The sequence below is a fragment of the Edaphobacter paludis genome (genome assembly GCF_039993895.1).
GTDB lineage: Bacteria > Acidobacteriota > Terriglobia > Terriglobales > Acidobacteriaceae > Edaphobacter > Edaphobacter paludis.
The window spans coordinates 2,503,884-2,522,551 of the sequence record NZ_CP121194.1; the positions used below are offsets into that span (position 1 = coordinate 2,503,884).

Here is an 18,668-nt window from a genome sequence, read left to right on the forward strand (position 1 = left end):
AAGAGCCACATCCACAAAACGCACGCAGAATGCCACCACGGGTTCGATAGCAACGATAGCAGAAAGCAGTGTACGTTCTGTCGTGGGCAGGAAGAATGTGCGAGGAAAATGAGAACACACGCGTGCGATCTGAGCCAAGAAACCCGATCCCGTATGGCGAGATGGTCTTCCGGGCTTCTTCTCAGACGATTGCAATTGGCGACTAGAGCAGCAAGGTATGCAGCTTAGTATTCACCGCTTTGTGCATTCTTCGATTTCAATGCGAACAGAAGAAGCGAACGCGCCGTCACTGAATAGCTCTCGCCTGTCTTGTGTATGCCCTGAGCCTCGTTCTCTTCGAGATTTGTGTCGATGAGGAGAGCCCATTGGTCGCCACCGTATGACTCGGGCAAGGTAAATTCAACCAGGTCATGATGCGCATTGATCACAAGAAGCATGGTGGCGTCATCGCCGGGCTTCTGAATTCCGGTCCGCTGGGCGCGCCCGTCCATCAGCATACCGAAGCACCTCATCTCATCGTCAGCCCATTGCTCGTTTCCCATCTCCTGCCCGTTCGCATTGATCCACGTCAGGTCCTTGACGCCAAGCGCCTCATTGTAGGTTCCGCTATAGAATCGGCCTCGGCGCAGAATTGGGAATTTATGTCGCAGAGCAGTGAGTCTCTGTACAAAGCTGACCAGATGCTTGCCTTTGTCCCGCAGGTCCCAGTTCAACCAGGAGATCTCATTGTCCTGGCAGTAAGCGTTGTTATTGCCCTGTTGAGTTCGTCCGAACTCGTCGCCGGCAACCAATAACGGAGTGCCCTGTGAAAGCAGGAGTGTGGCCAGCAGATTCCGAATCTGGCGCGATCGCAAGGTGTTGATCTCCGGGTCATCTGTGGGACCTTCTACACCACAGTTCCAGGATCGGTTGTCTGAGTTGCCATCGTTATTGTTCTCACCATTCGCTTCATTGTGCTTTTCGTTATAAGTCACAAGGTCGTTCGTGGTGAAACCGTCATGCGCGGCGATGAGATTGACGGAAGCCCATGGCTTGCGCCCTACCCGGTGGAAAACCTTGGCTGAGCCGCAAAGGTAATCTGTCAGTTCGGCGGCTGAGGCATGGCCGCGCCAAAAGTCACGTACCGTATCGCGAAATTGATCGTTCCATTCAGCCCAGCCCGGAGGGAATCCCCCCATCTGGTAGCCTCCAAGACCCACATCCCATGGCTCCGCAATCAGCTTGACCGAGCCTAAGAGTGGATCTTGCGAACACGCTTTCATGAAGCCGCTCTGGCTGTTGAAGCCGTCAAGATCCCTGGCAAGAATCGTCCCGAGGTCAAAGCGGAAACCATCCACACTGGTCGACTCTACCCAGTATCGCAAGGAGTCCATCACCAGTTGCAAAACGCGTGGATGATCCACGTTCAGCGTGTTTCCTGTGCCTGTCTCGTTGATATAGTACCGGGGCTGATCGGGCAAGAGGCGATAGTAACTCGCATTGTCAATGCCTTTGAAGGAGATCGTCGGGCCCTTTTCGTTGCCTTCGGCGGTGTGGTTATAGACAACATCGAGAATGATCTCCAGACCAGCTTCGTGATAGCGGGCGATCATCTCCTTGAATTCTCTTAGAGTATTAGGCCGGTCTGCAGCATACCTGGGATCCGGTGCGAAAAATCCAATACTGTTGTAACCCCAGTAATTGACCAGTCCTTTCTCGAGCAACTGGCTGTCATTTACGAAAGTATGAATGGGAAGAAGTTCAACAGAAGTCACTCCAAGCGATTTGATGTAGTCGATCACCGGCTGTTGAGCGAGGCCCGCATACGTTCCCCTGAGATGCTCGGGAATGTCTTGCCGAAGTTTCGTAAATCCCTTTACGTGCGCTTCGTAGAAGATCGTCTCATCCCAATGAATACACTTCCGCCCTCGCTCGCCGGTGAAGTCGAAGTTGGGATCGACCACGATGCATTTCGGAACAAAAGGCGCGGAATCACGTTCATCGAACGTGAGGTCGTCCATGGATTCCATGTTGTAACCAAAAATTGCCGGATCCCAAATTAACTCACCGATATGAGCTTGGGCATAAGGATCAAGAAGCAACTTGTTAGGATTAAATCGATGTCCATTTTCCGGTTCGTAAGGACCGTAAACCCGATATCCGTATCGTTGCGCGGGTCCAATGTCCTGCACATAGCCATGCCAGATCTCATTTGTGTGTTCGGGGAGGACAATGCGCTCCAGCTCTGTCTTCCCATCCTCTGAAAACAGGCACAACTCCACCTTTGTTGCGTTTCTTGAAAAGAGCGCGAAATTGACGCCCTTGCCGTCCCAAGTGGCGCCGCGCTTCGTCGAGTAACCTTCTTGAATTTCGTAAGGCATTTGTACCTTCCATATCTGATTGCCGGGCTGAAATAGCATGATCAACCCTTGCTTCAGTGCTTAGGTCATAAGCTACTTACACGAAAGGCCACGCTTCCGCGAGAGACACATCTCCAGGAGCAAAATGTTCTTTTCGCTGTCTCTTTGTTTGGTGCATTTGTGCCGCTGTGAGTTGCATACTCCTACATGTGCTCGAGGCGCAGACCTATAGGGAGGGGCTTATAGGTCGCGCGCAGCAGCCATCGGCACGCAATTAGTGATGCGGCCCCGCACCGCGCTCCCATGGACGCGGACTGACGGGGTCATCCTGCCACTTCTTGCGCCGCCCCACCAGAAACATGATGAGCCCGAAGACGAACATGATCGCCCCCCAGGTCAGGTTAAGGTTGATTCCCATCGACTTCTCGTAGATTGCGGCATTCCCGCGGGTGATCAGTCCATAGACGCTCATCAGGCCGCCAGTGATAAGGAAGATGAGGCCAAGGGGGATGCGTATGTCGAGTCCCATTGAAAGTTCCTTTGCGTGCGCTTTAGGCGAAGACGAGGTTGAGGACGACGAGGATGGCAAGAACCGCAATAGCGAGCGTCGCAGGCTTCTGATACCAGCTTAGATGCCCTTCCTCGGGCTTGGGAGTCAGCGAGTAAACCAGCCCTACGAGTTCCGCCTCTTCACGCGGGCGAGTGGCGAGGCTCACCACAACCGTTACAAGCAGATTGACGGAGAAGGCAAAGATGGCCGTCCAGAAGTTCTGCGCCATATCGCTCGGATAGTGATGAACGATGGCGATCCATCCGCCATGCATGCCGGGCTTAGCGTCCGTGGGAATCGTGAGCCCATGATGCATCAAAGCGGCGACTGTGCCCGAAATCAACCCGGTAAAGGCGCCATGCCCGGTCGTCCGCTTCCAGAACATCCCGAGAAGAAACGTAGCGAAAAGCGGCGCATTCACGATGGAGAACACCAGTTGCAGCGCGTCCATGATGTTGTTGAAGTTGGTAACGGCGTAGGCCGCCCCAATCGATAAGAGGACCCCCCCGATGGTTGCCATGCGACCCATCCAGAGATAGTGCGCGTCTGTTCCCTTCTTATTGATGTACGCCTGATAGATGTCGTAGGTCCAGACCGTATTGAATGCAGTGACGTTGCCAGCCATGCCGGACATGAAGCTGGCGAGCAGTGCGGTGAGACCGAGACCGAGGATGCCCGTGGGAAAGAAGTGCAGCAGCATGACCGGAATGGCGAGGTCGTAGTTATAGACGGGATTGCCGTTGGTGTCGAGCACCGGCAAGCCAGTGATAGCGTCCATCTTCTGCGGAATGATGCCGTGCGGATGCTGCTCGTCCAGCGGAATGGCGTGACCGCTGGCGGTATGGGTAGCAACGACGGCTGAAGGAGTCGCCATGTGCGAGGTCACCGTGATGGCGATCAGGCCGGGCAGGATAACAAGGAACGGAAAGAACATCTTCGGGATCGCCGCAATCAGCGGAACACGGCGGGCCGAAACCTCGGAGTCGGCCGCCATGGCGCGCTGGATAACGAGGAAGTCAGTGCACCAGTAGCCGAAGCTGAGGACGAAGCCCAGCCCCATGGCCAGTCCCACCCACTCGACGCCGAGCGTGTTCGTGGAGGCATGCGCCATGCCCTTCCACGAGTGGGTCATGGTGGCGGGCAGGGTCCGCTTGATGCCCTCCCATCCGCCAACGTTGCGGAGACCTATCCACACCAGGGGAGCGAAGCCCGCCACGATAAGAAAGAACTGTAGAACTTCGTTATAGATGGCGCTGGTAAGGCCGCCCAGGAAGATATAGCCGAGGACGATGATCGCGGAAAGAAATATTGAGACGTGAAAGACATACTGGTCCGGGATGATGCCATGAAAGAGACCCAGCGTCTGGATCAGCAGCGCCATCGCATACATCGAGATGCCGGAGCTGAAGATGGTCATGACCGCGAAGGAGAACGCGTTGACGGCCCGAGTCTTCTCGTCGAAACGCATCCTCAGATACTCGGGCACCGATCGCGCCTTCGAACCGTAGTAGAAGGGCATCATGAAGATGCCGACAAATACCATGGCAGGAATGGCGCCTATCCAATAGAACTGGCTCGTGATGATGCCGTACTTCGCACCCGAGGCACCCATGCCGATGACTTCCTGTGCCCCCAGATTTGCCGAGATGAAGGCCAGGCCGCAGACCCAGGCCGGTATGGATCGCCCTGCAAGAAAAAAGTCGTTGCTGGTGCGCATGTAGCGCTTCAGCGCAAACCCGATTCCCAGAACGAAGACGAAATAGACCAGCATGATTAGCCAGTCAATAATGGATAGAGTCACGGTAACCCTTAAGCGAAAGCTAAGTTTGGATTTGGGACGCTCTGGCCAACTCTAAATTGTCCGACAGGCTGCGTCCAGCGGGAAAAGGTTCGGAACTGTTTGAAATGCCTATATTCCGCAAGAGCCCTCCTTTCTGCCAAAACTGTTATTTTCCACCCGTTCTGGACCCATGTCATTTGACCGGGGCGATGTACAACCTCATCGTGGACGCGCTGTATGAAAAGATTGGCGAGAAAAGGCAGATTCGTGCGGCGGAAAGGCACGGAAGTCAAGACCTCATTTAAGCGCCTGCTTCGTCTCACAAATGCCGGAATCGAATAATCTCATTGCTGAGCCCGATGCGAGACCCTGTGCAAGCAACCCGAAGCAGATTTCATCTTGGATCCTATGTCCTCCTGCTCTCTCTGGTGGGGACGGGAGCCGGCGCTCCGGCCCAGGGGCAGAATAGTTTTCCCCAGTCTGCGTCCGCCACCGACTCGTCTAATCCCGTTACCGTCTCTGGACGCGTGTTGAATGCCACTACCGGTCAGCCGGTTGCGCGCGCGCTCGTACGTTTGAACGATCGGGCGGTGCTGACCACCTATGACGGAAGATTCGAATTTAGCCAGGTGACGGATGCCGGCAACGTCCAGGTCAGCAAGCCGGGCTTTTATGCCAGCACCGAGCCTGGGGGTTCGTCCGGCATTTTTCTGCGTACAGGGGAGCCAACGACTGCGTTGGAATTGCGTCTCTACCCCGAGGCTATCTTTACCGGTACGGTAACGGCGCCGAATGGCGATCCATTGCCGAACATTCTGGTGAGCGCCAAAAGAAGTATGTTCAATGACTCAGGCCACATCTGGATACCGGTTGCGCAGATGCAGACGGATGCTCATGGCCGATTCCGCCTGCCCGTGCCCGCAGGCGATTACAAACTCACGTCAACCTACGCATCTCGGGTGAATGGAACCGACGAGGTTGTCTTACCGGTGACTCTTCCGTCTGAAAACTCCGCAAACACCTCAGGTTTACTCCATATTCGAAGCGGTGAGGAGCAGCATTTTGAGCTGCATCCAATAACCAGCCGCGCCTATACCGTAACCGCCGTCTTCGACTCCGATTTAGGTCGCAGCTTTCCTCGGATCACCGCGCGCTCCAATAACGGCGCCTCCCTCTCGTTGCCGATTCGTACTGTAGCAGGAGCCACCCAGACCGAGCTTCCCAACGGCACCTATACGCTCAACGCCAGCATTTTTTCGATCGACGGGATCGAACAAGGTGAGACCACCGTGACCGTGGCAGGCCACGACGTCTCCGAAGTTTTCTTCCACCTGACGCCCGTGCCAAAGCTGCCGGTGGAGCTTCAGATTGATGGTGCTGCAACGGCTGATGACCGCCAGCCTAATCTGATGCAATTTGGCCTGATGCTCGAAAACGATCAGGTTGATACTGACGGCATCAACTCGGTCTATCTCTCCATGCAGAGAGGAGGCGCGATGGGCTTCACAGCCCTTCCTGGCAGCTATCGGCTTCGTGCGCGCAACAACGGCAGCAGCACCTGGTATATCAAATCCGTCACTTACGGAACGTCGGATGTTCTGCAACAGGAGGTGGTCGTCGCTCCCGGTACAACTGGTGGGCCCATTCGGGTGACGGTGAGCAACCAGACATCAAGCCTTCAAGGCACCTGCAAACTGGGTGGCGTTCCGGCTGCCTGCTGGGTTTATTTGATACCCACGACTCCCAGCGCGACCTCCGTCTTCACGGAACGGAGTAATGAACGGGGCATCTATAACTACCCTCACCTGCCGCCGGGAAGCTATCAAGCCGTCGCGTTTGAGCAGAAACACTCGATCGATTATGGAGACCCTCCCGCGCTTACTCCATTTGCTACCCACGTCCGCGCAGTTACCGTCAACGTTGGAGACAAACCCTCGCTCGATCTGGATGCAGTCCCCGAAGCGGAGATGGCGCCATGAAGCTGACCTCCCTGCTGCGCCTTTTGGTCTTCGCCTTCGCAGCCAGCGGATATTTTGCGGCCGCACAGAGCAAAACAGCGCCTGCGATCTCCTATCGAATTACGGGCACAATCGTCAGCAGCGCCGACGGCTCGCCGATTCCGCATGGTCACCTGACTGCTACCCTCGTTCCCCGGGGAGGCGATGGCGAGCAGCAGTTCCCTGCTCCTGTCGGCACCTTCGATGCCGATGATCATGGCCGATTCTCGATGGCGCTGCCGTCGGCGGGAATGTGGCGGGTCGTTGGCAGCGCTTACGGATACGTGGCACAAGCCTACGATGAGCATCAACTCTTTTCGAGCGGCATTGTGCTGACCCCCGCTTCGCCAGTCATCGACGTTCGTTTTCAGCTTTCGCCGGAGGCGGTGATTACAGGCAACATCATCGACGAGGCAGGCGAGCCTGTCCGCAATGCCCGCGTTTCCCTGTTGGCGGTTCCCTCTGCGGAACCGGATTCGACCCAGCCTGCCGCGCGAACTCGCGCCAGTACATCCACGGATGATCGCGGCTCGTACGAGTTCGACGACCTCGCGCCGGGTGACTATCGCATCAAAGTGCAGGCGCAGGTATGGTACGCGATGGCCGCTCAACAGGGAGGATCGAGATCCGACTCGGATCAGCATCCACTGGATCCCTCGCTGGACGTGACCTATCCCCTTATGTGGTATCCGGGAACCAGCGATCCGTCAACCGCCGAGACACTCACGCTTCATGCTGGAGACAGCCGTCAGGCGGACTTCCAACTGACTCCTATCCCGTCCGTTCACCTTCACATCCTGCCCGAGGAGAGCGCGGATTCAAGTGGCCGCCGGATGCAAACTTATCCAATGATCGAACGGCTGTCTTCTGATGGCAATGACTTCGTTCCCGTCTCCGCACATATAGGTCCCCAAGGCACGATTGATGTCGGCGGACTTGCGCCCGGGCGCTACGAAGTGAGGATGCAAGGCGCGGGGCAGACGATCAAGCCTGCGCTGGTCGAAGTAGGAGAGGGCTCCGCGCAGACGCTGGATATGAGTGCCGCATCATTGGTTGCCAACGTATCGATTCACTTTGAAGGAGTCCCTGCCGCGGATGCCGGCTCCGTGCATGTCAACTTTATCGATCCAGAGAGTGGACGCGATGCCACACGGGATGATGCAGGCGCTTATTTCCTATCCGGCAGCCTGTTGCATCAACGACGAACGAAGGTCCTCAGCCGGACAGTGGAAGTGCCGCCTGGCCGCTATGAAGTGCTACTGACAGGCAAGCCCAACCTCTATCTCACCGGAATTACCGCTGAATCGGCGACAGCCACAGGACGCTTCGTGACCGTGCCCAGCGGCGACTCGGCGCTTACTTTGCATATTGCCGAAGGCCGATCCACGCTGACCGGCGTAGCCATGTTGCAGGGCAAGCCGTCGGTAGGTGCGATGGTTCTTCTCATTCCTGCGACCCTTGGCGAACCGGATAGTCTCAACATCACTCGTCGCGACCAGACGAATACCGACGGCAGCTTCGATCTCAACAACGTGTTGCCCGGCCAGTACATCCTGCTCGCAATCGACCACGGTTGGCAGGTCAACTGGAAAGATCCTTCCACGCTGCGCGGCTATATGATGCATGGCGTTCCCGTGGATCTCACGTCAACGCGCAAGATGACAGAGACCATCGAAGCCCAGGCCCCGTGAGTCTGGCGCTTGATCCATTCATCTCAAGGGCGACTGTGTTAGATTCAAAAAGGTAGCTCGATCGCGGAGAGATGGCCGAGTGGCTGAAGGCGCACGCTTGGAAAGCGTGTATACCGCAAGGTATCCAGGGTTCGAATCCCTGTCTCTCCGCCATATTCCTTTGGAATCAATAACATACATAAAAACAAGGACTTATGCTGTCCTCAATGTTCATGGATTCGACCTTGGTTAGGCTGTTCCCCGTTTTTACCTAGCTATAAAAATTTACCTAACTAAGAATTTTCAAGTAGCCTGGTTTCGTGTCGAACAATAGCACTTGACACATGGCGCTGGGTTCAGTTATGGTTGGAAATGTTCCCGCCTCCATCTAGGCGGTCGATCTCTTTTACTCCAAAATAAGCTTGACATTGCTGTGTGCGCACGGTAGGTTATTGTTATGCCTAAACGAGAAAAGAGGAATTCCAACCCCAACCAACGCTAAGACAGAAGCCTGTCATCCCCTGAAGCGGGAACAGAACACCCAATTGCAGTAAGTGCAGCAAGGCAGCGCCCTGAAGAGCGACCTTTTAGCCAATTGCGATAAGTGTTGATATCCCTCGGTAATGCCTAAGATATCTCGAACAACGGTTCCGTAGAAAGCGGACAGCAAAAGTTTAGATATGGCCACGTATCGCCAAACGTGTAGTTTTTGGCAGTCTCTCCTATGGAAGAGGATCTGAGACTAGAGGATGGCCCACTGAGCGGCCCAATACACCCTAAAAACGAAGCAAAGAAGGCAGAGTTGACGTGTGTGATTTTGCGCATGTTCATCCTGCGCACATTAACCCTCAACACATGATTCCCAAAGGAAATCAATAATGCCTGAAGCTGAACTGTTTAATTTTTCTGCTCCATCTGTCTCATCCATTCTCGATATCGCAGCAATAGATGAATGTTTTATTGGAGAAATCTGCGCCTCGGCTGAGAACAGCTTGGCCCGGATGGTGGAGGACTACGGCTGCGCGATCACGGTCGTCCAGCTCGCCAAGATCCTGCAATGCTCACGCGGTCAGATTTACAAATTGATTGACGATAAACGATTGCCAGCCCTGAAGGTGGGAACAATGGTGCGCCTAGATCCGGGCACCGTGGCTGACTGGATTAGACGCAAGATGACAATGACCGCCTAGTTCCCTCCCCTAAAACCTATCGACGCAGCCACGACCCCACAGAGGGCCGAGAGGATGCCTGTCTTAATTCCTGCCTATTGGCTTTACCAAGAATAACGAGTGAAAAGAAACATGAGTGATATCCAGCTTAAACGATCTACAGATTTGTATGACCACGCTAAACCACGACGGTTGCGTGAGAGTGACAAAACGATTCCGGCATCTGCTCCCACCTCAGCCAGCCCTGGAAGGTGGCTATCAGAAATCATTGTTGATGCTCTGTTGCCGGATGAATCCAATCCGCCTGAACCTCGAACAGAGGAACAGGCTGCACAATATGTTTCTGCTGTTGAGATTCTGAATGCATACCGCCTGGTTCCACGGTACAAGCGTCTCCGGTATCCCACTGAGCTTATTTATTACCGTTCATGGGAGAAAGAACTCCCTGCCACGAAGTTTATAGAGGATGAATTCGAGACACTGGAAACCAAGTCTCTTTGCTTTGGGTTTGCGGATATTGCCGCGATGAAGGCTGACGATGACTCCTCCAGCTTCTCTATGTTGGGACAGGATGGTGTGCTGTCTGGAATCCAGTTGCATGAGTACCAAACCAATCGAGCTAAAGAGCTTGAGGGCTATAAGGCCACACGCAAGCCAGCCAAGAAAACCAAGGGTAAGGCGGCAGATTCTAAAGTCAAGAACAAATATGACTTCATTCCTGATGACGTTATGGACGCAGCTTACCGCACCTGGTTCATTGATCCCAACGACGCCAACAAAGAAATCCTCTGGAAGACTCTGCACAATTTCTTTTCGAGGGAAACAAGCCTTGCACGCAAAGGTGATGACCTGCACGCACAGGGCGAGTCTGATGACTTTCAACAGAATTTAGTCATTAGGCTTATGGGTGTTCTGGAAAAGATGGCAGCAAGGGGCAAAGAGATTGAGCAGCCATCTAACTATCTGCGGAGGACCTGGAAGAATTGCCGGATAACTGCCTTTGAGAAGCTAGACAAGGCAAACCGCACTTGGCTGCCTATCGAAATTCCTTGCTCAGACGGTGACGGCGCACCTTCCAATGATGAATCATGCGATGCGCCAAACCATCTTGACGAACAGGCTTATAAGAATTGGGCTGACGGCAACAATGCTACAGGTGAGGCCACAGAAGACCCAGAGGTGATCCGTCAGCGCCGTTTGGCTATGCTGCCCATGTTGCGTGATGACATCCGCGACGTTGTAGGAATGCACCTCGCTGGCAAGACACAAACGGAGATTGGCACTGAGAAGGGTGTCAGTCAACAGGCGGTGAGCAAAACCTTAAAAAAGGCGGCAGAGTTGCTACAGGCGATGCAGCACGAGGCTGCGACGAAATGAGCAATATGCTTCGAGGACTAGGTCTTAGCTATTCGCAAGTACCCGATGACGTGTCAATGAGTGACTCCATGATGTCCGCACTCAGAGGTGATTCGCTAAAAATATACATAAGGGTATGTGGGATAACGCAACAGAAGAGTAAAACTACGGTGAGGATGGCATCGAAGGAAATACAGGCATTGGGCATAGGTATTAATTATGTGAATGCCGCCGTAGACAATCTTGTGGACCTGGGATTGATGGCAGTAACACGGCGTAAGGGGCCAAGTGGCTACTTCGAGTTTGAACTTCTGGACCCGCTGACCCGTCTACCCATTCCGACGCGGTACGCACGGAAACTAGATGCTAGTACGCTGACAGACAGGCAGCTTGAAACGTACTTCATGCACAGGCTACAGACAAACTACAGTCACCATGATACGCAGGGGTTCATGGCTTTCTGTCCGTTCCATGAGGACGGCAGGAAGAAACCCACCCTGTCAATCAAGACTGTAGGCAGTGGAGCATGGCACTGCTTTAATCCAAAGTGTCCGCACCATATTGGTGGCAGCGTGATCTATTTTGAAGTTGCTTACAATCTGCTTTTCAACCACAGGCCGATTAGTATGCCCCTCGCCTGGGAGCGCATAGTCTGCATTATCCGTGGAGCAGAAAGACGGGAAGAAATAGACAACCAAAGTGTGAGCAATGCTACAGCGGAAATGGCGTCCGTGCAGTAGGAGTAAAGCAGGAGTCATTTTCACGAAACCGTGAACAAACTTGTAACAAAACGTGAAAATGACTCCTGCAACTTATAGATAAACCGTGTACTTACAAGACGAGTTTCATTGATATATGGGTATGTGTTAAAGGGAACAAGAGGGGTACAGTTTGGGTATCGTCGCTACCGCTCCTCTTCGGGTACTAGCGTACCCTCATCCACCTGTTTACCTGTCACTCCCTTTACTTGTACCCGTCACTTCGCTACCGCTCGTGACAAAAACAAAACCCTTTGCATAGGGACAGTCTGAGAATCTCTTAGCGAATACCCTCTGAATACTCGGACTGTTCCTACTCTGTTCCCAGAGAACCAATGGGCGAAATTCCCAGATTCCTTACAGAGTGTGCGCGAGTGTCTACCTGGAAACCAACGCGCATATTTATGCTCAAACACATCCTTTAAAAATAAATTCATAAATCTTGATCAACTCTGGTTGTGAAAAGTCCTTAGTGCTGTCTATGTATTAGGAAGGGTATTTCACTCACTTTCTATTCTTGTTCGGGATGCCGGACCTACTCCAGCCGGTATCCCGTTTTTTATTGAAAGGAAGATGATGACGACCCCATACAAAACATTAGATGTACTCGATACAAAGATTCAACTGGTCCGGCTGACCACACGCCAGATTCACGAAAATTACACCGGGCAAGAAGATGATGCAGAGCAGACAGACACCCTTCTGGGAGTTTTACATCAGTACGAGCACGCACTTCTCCGCGAACAATTGAAGTTGAGCACCAGTTTTGAAAACATCCGCTGGATCAAAGAAGCCATCCGCAATGCGGGTTGCCTGCTGGTCGATTTAGGGCAGGATGAACCCGATTTGATGCGTGACTGGGTTCATGGTGCTCCACCAATCAATCTTGCCTATGCCGTTGCCAATCTCTTGAGCAGAATAATTCTCGAACTCAGTGGAATCGTCTGGGTATTTGAGCAGAACTATCCAGAGATGAAGGAAGAATTTGATGCGGAGCGCAGGTATCACGCAAAGCTGATTCAGGATGCCGAAGATGCGTAGGCACATTGTTTATAGACAGCCATATACCCCTGATGCACCTGGTCTGCACAGAATGCTTGCATTCCTGCTCAACCGTCGCCACATGGACAAAATCAAGCTCAGAGACTCAGACACAGCAAAACGGCTTGGCGTGACGATTGACGAATTGGCTAGATTGCAGGCAGCGGTTGAGGCAGAAGGTTTGCTATTCGTGCGCAGGTCATCGGCAGAAGCAACGCGGACAGTTTATGGATTTACAGATACCAACAATGGAGCAGACGTTAAATGATTCGCAGCAGCCGTTCGCCCAGAATGCCTTTCCAAACTATAGACAAAATTCTCTCGCCTGATATCTACGAACGGCTCTCGCCATATGCAAGAAAGGTTTACTCAGGTGTTTGGAATTCTGCCAACTGGCGGGGAACGAATCCAATTTGGTTGAAAGATGATGAAGTGGCAGAACGTGCCAAGGTTCCTATGAGTGCAATGAATACGATTCAATCGGATCTAGTGAAGGCTGGCCTGTTGCATATTGTGCCTGGCAGTTTCGACACCCAATATGAAATTCTCGATATTGACCAATAGACATTTAGACATTGCTGATGGATGCGCCACCTGGCCACCAGCAATACCCGTTCGCAATAGCGGGTTTATGGGATGATGCTTTCTTTGCGTGATGGTTTTAGGCGGCTGTCACGATTTCCGTTCACATCATCTCATCAGGGGCAGCCGCTTGACTAGCAGGTTGCTGTCCCTCAACAACATTGATATGCGTTAGGGTGACTCATAACACCTTAACGAGTAGGGTTGGTCTTTTTCACACGAGTTGACGCTCTTCGCGTGTGCCTTTCTCCCAACCCGATGAACGGGGTAGTAGAGCGCAACTGCTCCTGCCCCGTCTCATTACCATCGCAATCCAAATGACATTGATCGTGTCCCATCGTGCTTACAGGCTGCGACGACATAGGACTGCGACTTGCCATCAGTTTGTCGAAGACTAATCACGTCAACGATTGTGTCGCAGTCTCCATTTTGATATTGCCGTGGGGATTCCTCACCCGTTCGACACGGCAATGGTTGGTGCCTACATCCGCAGTGCTCGTTCCACTGTGGAGACTCCTCACCAATCGTATGGCGTGGGGTGTGTCTGAGCTATGCTCCGCACTCCACCCATCAACTACCAAACTCCTAACAGTAAAAATGATGTAACTATCATGTTATCAATAAGATGGTAGGCGGTCGAATTCTTACAGTACTGTTCAATCCGGAACCGACGCCAACCATTTGCGCGTGTATTCGCGAAATAAAAATTCTGAATTACTGGAAGTTTGAGGCAGGATCTTAGGCTGTTACTCGCCGTTTGCACAATCTGCAAAGCCAGTCTGCCTAACTACAGAGTACCAAACAACAGACAGGAAGTCAAGAATTATGGGCAGAAAAACTAAGCCTACAGCATTAAAGAAGTTACAAGGTAATCCTGGTAGACGTGCTCTGAATGACAGTGAGCCGCAATTCTCAGGCACTCCAAAGTGTCCGGCCTGGTTGGATAAAGACGCTAAGACGGAATGGAAACGAGTTACTAGAGCATTGGCTGCACTAAAGATGCTTACCGCTGTAGATCAGGCCGCACTAGCTGGATATTGTAAGTCCTATTCAACGTGGAAACAGGCTGAGTTACTGACTACTAAGCACGGCATCGTCCTATCTGAACCCATTCTGAGCAAGACGGGTGAGGTGATTGGACAGCGAATGAAGCGCAATCCAGCCACAACGATTGCCTCTGACTCCCTTAAATCACTTGCACGATACGGATCTTTGTTTGGATTCGATCCTTCATCGCGTGCTCGATTGCATATCTCCCCCAATGAAACGGCAGACCCGTTTGAAGAGTTCCTAAATGCTGAAGACGATGAAACAGAAGATGTCTCCAGCGGAGGAATTCATTGAAGGGGTTCTGGACGGAACAATCGTCACTTCTGCGCTGGTTAGACAGACGATTGAACGTCATGAGCGGGATCTCGACTTTGGGCATCTACGGGGCTTGCGGTTTGATCGTAAGAAGGCGCAACGGGTTATAGATTTCTTCGGCTTCCTCAGACATTCAAAGGGTGAATGGGCCGGACATAAATTCATTCTGGAACCCTGGCAACAGGCTTTTATCTGGATTCTTTTCGGATGGGTTCATGCTGATACAAGCCTGAGACGGTTTCGTTTCAGCTATACAGAACTTGCCAGAGGCAACGGGAAATCAACCCTTGCGTCTGGTGTTGCTCTGTTCCTATTGGCTGCTGACGGTGAGGGCGGAGCAGAAATCTACTCCGCTGCCACAAAGAAGGATCAGGCGCGAATTGTATTCAGTGAATCAGAGCGGATGGTTAAGAGTTCGCCTGCACTCAGAGCAAAGATAGCAACCTTCAGAGATAACCTGCACATTGTCGGCACGGCTTCTAAATATCAGCCTCTCAGTAGTGACAAAGACAGCTTAGATGGTCTCAATATCCACGGTGTTATTGCTGATGAAGTCCACGCATGGAAGGGTAGAGCACTTTGGGACGTGCTTGTAACCGCTCTTGGCAAGCGCAGACAGTCTCTTTTGTTTGCCATCACCACGGCGGGATATGACAAACATTCTGTCTGCTTTGAGCAGCACGGTTATTCAGAAAAGGTACTCGCTGGAATCATTGAGGATGACACCTGGTTCTGTTGGATAGCGGGATTGGATGATGAGGACGATTGGGAGGATGAGTCCAATTGGATCAAAGCTAATCCTGCACTTGGCACGATGGTAAAGATTGAAGAGTTGAGGACAGCGGCGGCCAAAGCCAAAGAAACACCTGGCTCTCTGAATGCCTTCCTACGGCTTCGCCTCAACAAATGGACCTCACAGCACACCTTATGGATGCCGATGGACAGGTGGGACTCCTGTAACGCAGCATTCACCCCTGAGAGTTTGCACGGTAGAGAATGCTTTGCTGGTTTGGACCTGTCCACCACAACGGATATCTCCGCTCTCGTTCTGCTGTTCCCACCCATTGAGACAGATAAACGATGGTACGTGCTGCCCCATTTCTTCATCCCGTCAGAGAACATTGAGGACCGCGTAAAGCGTGACCGTGTTCCCTATGACGTTTGGAAGAAACAGGGACACCTCATCACCACTGACGGCAACGTGATTGATTATGACGCAATCCGCCTCAAGGTGAATGAGCTAGGCCAGTTATACAACATCCGTGAGCTTATGTTCGACCGTTGGAACGCAACACAGCTTACAACTCAATTGGCTGGTGACGGCTTTGAGACGGTGCAGTTTGGGCAGGGATTCACCAGCATGAATGCACCCACCAAACGACTGTTAGAGCTTGTCCTCTCCTCTGAGTTGGCGCATGGCGGTAATCCTGTCCTTCGATGGATGGCTTCAAACGTCACTGTCAAACAAGATCCAGCCGGCAACCTCAAACCAGATAAATCGAAATCGACAGAGAAGATAGACGGGATTGTTGCTCTCTGTATGGCATTAGGCCGAGCAAGTGTCGCCACTCCTACACCCATCCCAGCAGGCATATTTTTTGCCTAGAAAGAATTCATGAACATTATTAAAAGTGTAAAGACTGCCCTGGGCATGGAGCAGAGAAGCAATCCGAACGGCCAAGGTCTATCGTTGCGTGATCCTAGTATCGCTGGTTGGCTTGGTGGTGAGCCTACCTCTAGCGGTGTAGAGGTGACAGAGACCACGGCACTGAGAAACCTTACGGTGATGGCAATTCTGAAAGTGCTTTCCAACTCTGTGGCCAGTTTGCCCCTTGTACTTTATGAGCGAACTGACAACGGCAGGGTGGAAGCCTTTGATAATCCGCTGCACGATTTGCTCAGTGTCTCTCCCAACCCAGAGACGAGCGCATACACCTTCTGGGAATCATTCACTTTGGCTCTAGCCCTGGGCAATGCGTATGCAGAGATTGAAAAAGATTCGACTGGCCGAGTTGTTGGGTTGTGGAATCTTCATCCCTGGTTAACCCGTCCGTGGCGTGCCGGAGATGGTTCTCTCAAATACATCACAACCGATGGAGAGAAACTAGGCCAGCAACGGATTTTGGATAAGTCGCAAGTGCTTCACTGCCCCTTGCTGTCTTTTACTGGTGATCTCGGTTGGTCGCCCGTTAAGATGGCCGCTGAGTCAATCGGCGTCAGCATTGCCACTGAGCGTTTTTCAGCGCGATTTTTCGGATCGGGCAGCAGACCTGGCGGGATAATGTCGTCGCCAACCCACCTCAAGCCAGAGGACGTAACACGGACGCAGCAAGATTGGCAATCGTTACAGGGCGGGGCGAATCAAGGGAAGACAGCATTCCTGATGGGGGATTGGAAATATCAGCCTCTCTCATTGACTCCAGAGGAATCTCAATTCATTCAATCGCAGCAGTTCAACCGTCAGCAATTGGCTGCCCTCTGGTCTGTACCGCCTCACATGATTGGCGATATGACGCGGTTGAGCGATAACAATTACATTTCCCAGCAGCTTGAATTCCTCTGCGACTGTATCCGCCCATATACGTCTAGGATCACTCAGCAAGTGACAATGAAAATTCTGGGACCCCAGAGCAAGTATTTTGCTGAGTTCAATTTGCGTGAACGTCTGAAGGGTGATCCGAAAACCACGATGGATGCCCTCAGTGCGGGCAGAAATTCTGGCTTCTACAGTGTTAATGACATTCGCAAGGAATTGGGTGATAACCCGATTGGGCCAGAAGGGGATATCTATCTGGTGCCAGTTAATTACACCAACCTTGCAACTCTTCTGAAGCCTGCCACGCCTGAACCCGATGCAATTCCTACTGAGCAGGTACGGAACACGCTAGGCAGCATGAGGACGGCTTATCTGCATACTGTGCGCGATGCGGTTTCCCGCATGTGTGCCAGAGATGCAAGCAAGCGGGATGCAATGGCAGTCAATAAGACTTTCGAGCATATTCTCCTGAGTCTGTCTGAGGTTTCCGCCGATGAAGTCCGCTCTACTATGGGGCAGACCGAATGGAAGCCTGATGCAGCCAAAGCCATTAAAGAACATCTGCGTTCAATCTCTGAGCGAGTTTCAGGATGGAAAACAGAAGATATCGACTCCATTACATCCGCAGAATTGGTTAGAGCAGTAAAGGCCATGAGCTTTGCTGTCCACCATTCCGCCGCTGACTACACAGCAAAGAAAGCGTCCTCACATGAACAGTAAAAATAAGCAGGAAATCCGCACACTGCCTGCAAAGGAATTGCGAATCGCTCCAGTAGCAGCAGACGGGACCAGAACCCTTACGGGCAGGGCGATTGTGTTCAATCAGCGCAGCCAAGATTTGGGCGGGTTTCAGGAGATTGTTTCGCCTGGTGCTGTAACTGAGACTTTGAGCGGCAGCCCCAATATCCTCCTACTTAACAATCACAACACCAGCCAGCCCCTTGCCTCCGTTCGCGCTGGTAATTTGCAGCTAACAACGGATTCAAAGGGTGTGTCTTTCAGATGCAAACTGGATACGCGAATCAGCTATGCAAATGACTTGGCACTCTCTGTAGAAAATGGTGTCACTCAGGGATGCAGCTTCGGATTCCGCACGCTCAAAGATTCGTATGCAAATGAAAATGGAACCCTGGTGAGAACACTCGAAACGATTGAGTTGCTAGAGCTAACAGTCACTACCTGTCCCGCGTATTTGCAGACGCAGGTTGACGTTAGATCCTGCCCAAAGGAATTAAGAAGCCTTCTGACTCGTTCTCTTGATGATGAGGATGACGAGGATGAAGACGGACCTTGCGACGATCCAGACTGTGAAGCCTGCATTAACGGTGACTATGCTGATTGTCCCAATCGTGATGATGATGACGATGATGAGGATGAAGACAGAAGCCTCAGCAAGTCTGAAGTCCGCCGTCTCGAAATGCGTCTAGCTCTCGCAAAACTGCGATAGAGCAACAACCAAAAAGTTTACAGGGATAGAACGCTTGGCCTTTTGGTCATGGCTTGGATGCCGTGCGTTGTGCCCCTT

14 protein-coding genes and 1 tRNA gene are annotated in these 18,668 nt (G+C 52.3%); 12 read left to right on the forward strand and 3 right to left on the reverse strand.

Annotated elements, in window-relative coordinates:
- Positions 1–224: 224 nt before the first annotated feature.
- The 3 genes from glgX to P4G45_RS10405 all read right to left on the reverse strand — a co-directional run bounded on the left by glgX (position 225) and on the right by P4G45_RS10405 (position 4,690).
- Positions 225–2,360 (reverse strand): glycogen debranching protein GlgX, encoded by a 2,136-nt coding sequence (gene glgX / locus P4G45_RS10395; protein WP_348266411.1) that lies wholly within the window; start codon positions 2,358–2,360, stop codon positions 225–227.
- A 253-nt stretch (positions 2,361–2,613) separates the two neighbouring features.
- Positions 2,614–2,868, reverse strand: coding sequence for a hypothetical protein (locus tag P4G45_RS10400; RefSeq protein ID WP_348266412.1), 255 nt, complete (start codon positions 2,866–2,868; stop codon positions 2,614–2,616).
- A gap of 22 nt (positions 2,869–2,890) precedes the next feature.
- On the reverse strand, positions 2,891–4,690 hold the full coding sequence (locus P4G45_RS10405) for a sodium:solute symporter family protein (RefSeq protein WP_348266413.1): 1,800 nt from the start codon (positions 4,688–4,690) through the stop codon (positions 2,891–2,893).
- A 350-nt stretch (positions 4,691–5,040) separates the two neighbouring features.
- On the opposite strand from P4G45_RS10405, the gene P4G45_RS10410 reads away from it, so the two are divergent.
- The 12 genes from P4G45_RS10410 to P4G45_RS10465 all read left to right on the forward strand — a co-directional run bounded on the left by P4G45_RS10410 (position 5,041) and on the right by P4G45_RS10465 (position 18,590).
- Positions 5,041–6,648, forward strand: coding sequence for a carboxypeptidase-like regulatory domain-containing protein (locus P4G45_RS10410; RefSeq protein WP_348266414.1), 1,608 nt, complete (start codon positions 5,041–5,043; stop codon positions 6,646–6,648).
- Positions 6,645–8,357 (forward strand): carboxypeptidase regulatory-like domain-containing protein, encoded by a 1,713-nt coding sequence (locus tag P4G45_RS10415; RefSeq protein WP_348266415.1) that lies wholly within the window; start codon positions 6,645–6,647, stop codon positions 8,355–8,357. Before P4G45_RS10410 ends, P4G45_RS10415 begins: the two co-directional genes overlap by 4 nt.
- Positions 8,358–8,422: 65 nt before the next feature.
- Positions 8,423–8,510: transfer RNA gene (locus P4G45_RS10420), tRNA-Ser, on the forward strand.
- A gap of 704 nt (positions 8,511–9,214) precedes the next feature.
- On the forward strand, positions 9,215–9,526 hold the full coding sequence (locus P4G45_RS10425; RefSeq protein WP_348266416.1) for a helix-turn-helix domain-containing protein: 312 nt from the start codon (positions 9,215–9,217) through the stop codon (positions 9,524–9,526).
- 111 nt (positions 9,527–9,637) lie between these two features.
- Complete coding sequence (locus tag P4G45_RS10430; RefSeq protein ID WP_348266417.1) at positions 9,638–10,882, forward strand: hypothetical protein; 1,245 nt, start codon at positions 9,638–9,640, stop codon at positions 10,880–10,882.
- Positions 10,883–10,938: 56 nt separating this feature from the next.
- Positions 10,939–11,601 (forward strand): hypothetical protein, encoded by a 663-nt coding sequence (locus tag P4G45_RS10435; RefSeq protein ID WP_348266418.1) that lies wholly within the window; start codon positions 10,939–10,941, stop codon positions 11,599–11,601.
- A 591-nt stretch (positions 11,602–12,192) separates the two neighbouring features.
- Entirely contained in the window at positions 12,193–12,660 is a 468-nt protein-coding gene (locus P4G45_RS10440; protein ID WP_348266419.1) for a hypothetical protein, read from the forward strand.
- 264 nt (positions 12,661–12,924) lie between these two features.
- On the forward strand, positions 12,925–13,224 hold the full coding sequence (locus P4G45_RS10445) for a hypothetical protein (RefSeq protein ID WP_348266420.1): 300 nt from the start codon (positions 12,925–12,927) through the stop codon (positions 13,222–13,224).
- 843 nt (positions 13,225–14,067) lie between these two features.
- Positions 14,068–14,586, forward strand: a complete 519-nt coding sequence (locus tag P4G45_RS10450) for a phage terminase small subunit P27 family (protein WP_348266421.1) — start codon at positions 14,068–14,070, stop codon at positions 14,584–14,586.
- Positions 14,537–16,213 (forward strand): terminase TerL endonuclease subunit, encoded by a 1,677-nt coding sequence (locus P4G45_RS10455; RefSeq protein ID WP_348266422.1) that lies wholly within the window; start codon positions 14,537–14,539, stop codon positions 16,211–16,213. The genes P4G45_RS10450 and P4G45_RS10455 overlap by 50 nt, the downstream gene beginning before the upstream one ends.
- A gap of 9 nt (positions 16,214–16,222) precedes the next feature.
- Positions 16,223–17,863 (forward strand): phage portal protein, encoded by a 1,641-nt coding sequence (locus tag P4G45_RS10460; protein WP_348266423.1) that lies wholly within the window; start codon positions 16,223–16,225, stop codon positions 17,861–17,863.
- Positions 17,853–18,590, forward strand: coding sequence for an HK97 family phage prohead protease (locus P4G45_RS10465; RefSeq protein ID WP_348266424.1), 738 nt, complete (start codon positions 17,853–17,855; stop codon positions 18,588–18,590). Before P4G45_RS10460 ends, P4G45_RS10465 begins: the two co-directional genes overlap by 11 nt.
- Positions 18,591–18,668: the final 78 nt, after the last annotated feature.

Bases quoted from the DNA above. Each gene is read 5' to 3' on its own strand.
- P4G45_RS10435 (WP_348266418.1), top strand. From the start codon at position 10,939: ATGAGTGACTCCATGATGTCCGCACTCAGAGGTGATTCGCTAAAAATA.
- P4G45_RS10445 (WP_348266420.1), top strand. From the start codon at position 12,925: ATGATTCGCAGCAGCCGTTCGCCCAGAATGCCTTTCCAAACTATAGAC.
- P4G45_RS10440 (WP_348266419.1), top strand. From the start codon at position 12,193: ATGATGACGACCCCATACAAAACATTAGATGTACTCGATACAAAGATT.
- P4G45_RS10455 (WP_348266422.1), top strand. From the start codon at position 14,537: ATGCTGAAGACGATGAAACAGAAGATGTCTCCAGCGGAGGAATTCATT.
- P4G45_RS10465 (WP_348266424.1), top strand. From the start codon at position 17,853: ATGAACAGTAAAAATAAGCAGGAAATCCGCACACTGCCTGCAAAGGAA.
- P4G45_RS10425 (WP_348266416.1), top strand. From the start codon at position 9,215: ATGCCTGAAGCTGAACTGTTTAATTTTTCTGCTCCATCTGTCTCATCC.
- P4G45_RS10400 (WP_348266412.1), bottom strand. From the start codon at position 2,868: ATGGGACTCGACATACGCATCCCCCTTGGCCTCATCTTCCTTATCACT.
- glgX (WP_348266411.1), bottom strand. From the start codon at position 2,360: ATGCCTTACGAAATTCAAGAAGGTTACTCGACGAAGCGCGGCGCCACT.
- P4G45_RS10460 (WP_348266423.1), top strand. From the start codon at position 16,223: ATGAACATTATTAAAAGTGTAAAGACTGCCCTGGGCATGGAGCAGAGA.
- P4G45_RS10450 (WP_348266421.1), top strand. From the start codon at position 14,068: ATGGGCAGAAAAACTAAGCCTACAGCATTAAAGAAGTTACAAGGTAAT.
- P4G45_RS10430 (WP_348266417.1), top strand. From the start codon at position 9,638: ATGAGTGATATCCAGCTTAAACGATCTACAGATTTGTATGACCACGCT.
- P4G45_RS10415 (WP_348266415.1), top strand. From the start codon at position 6,645: ATGAAGCTGACCTCCCTGCTGCGCCTTTTGGTCTTCGCCTTCGCAGCC.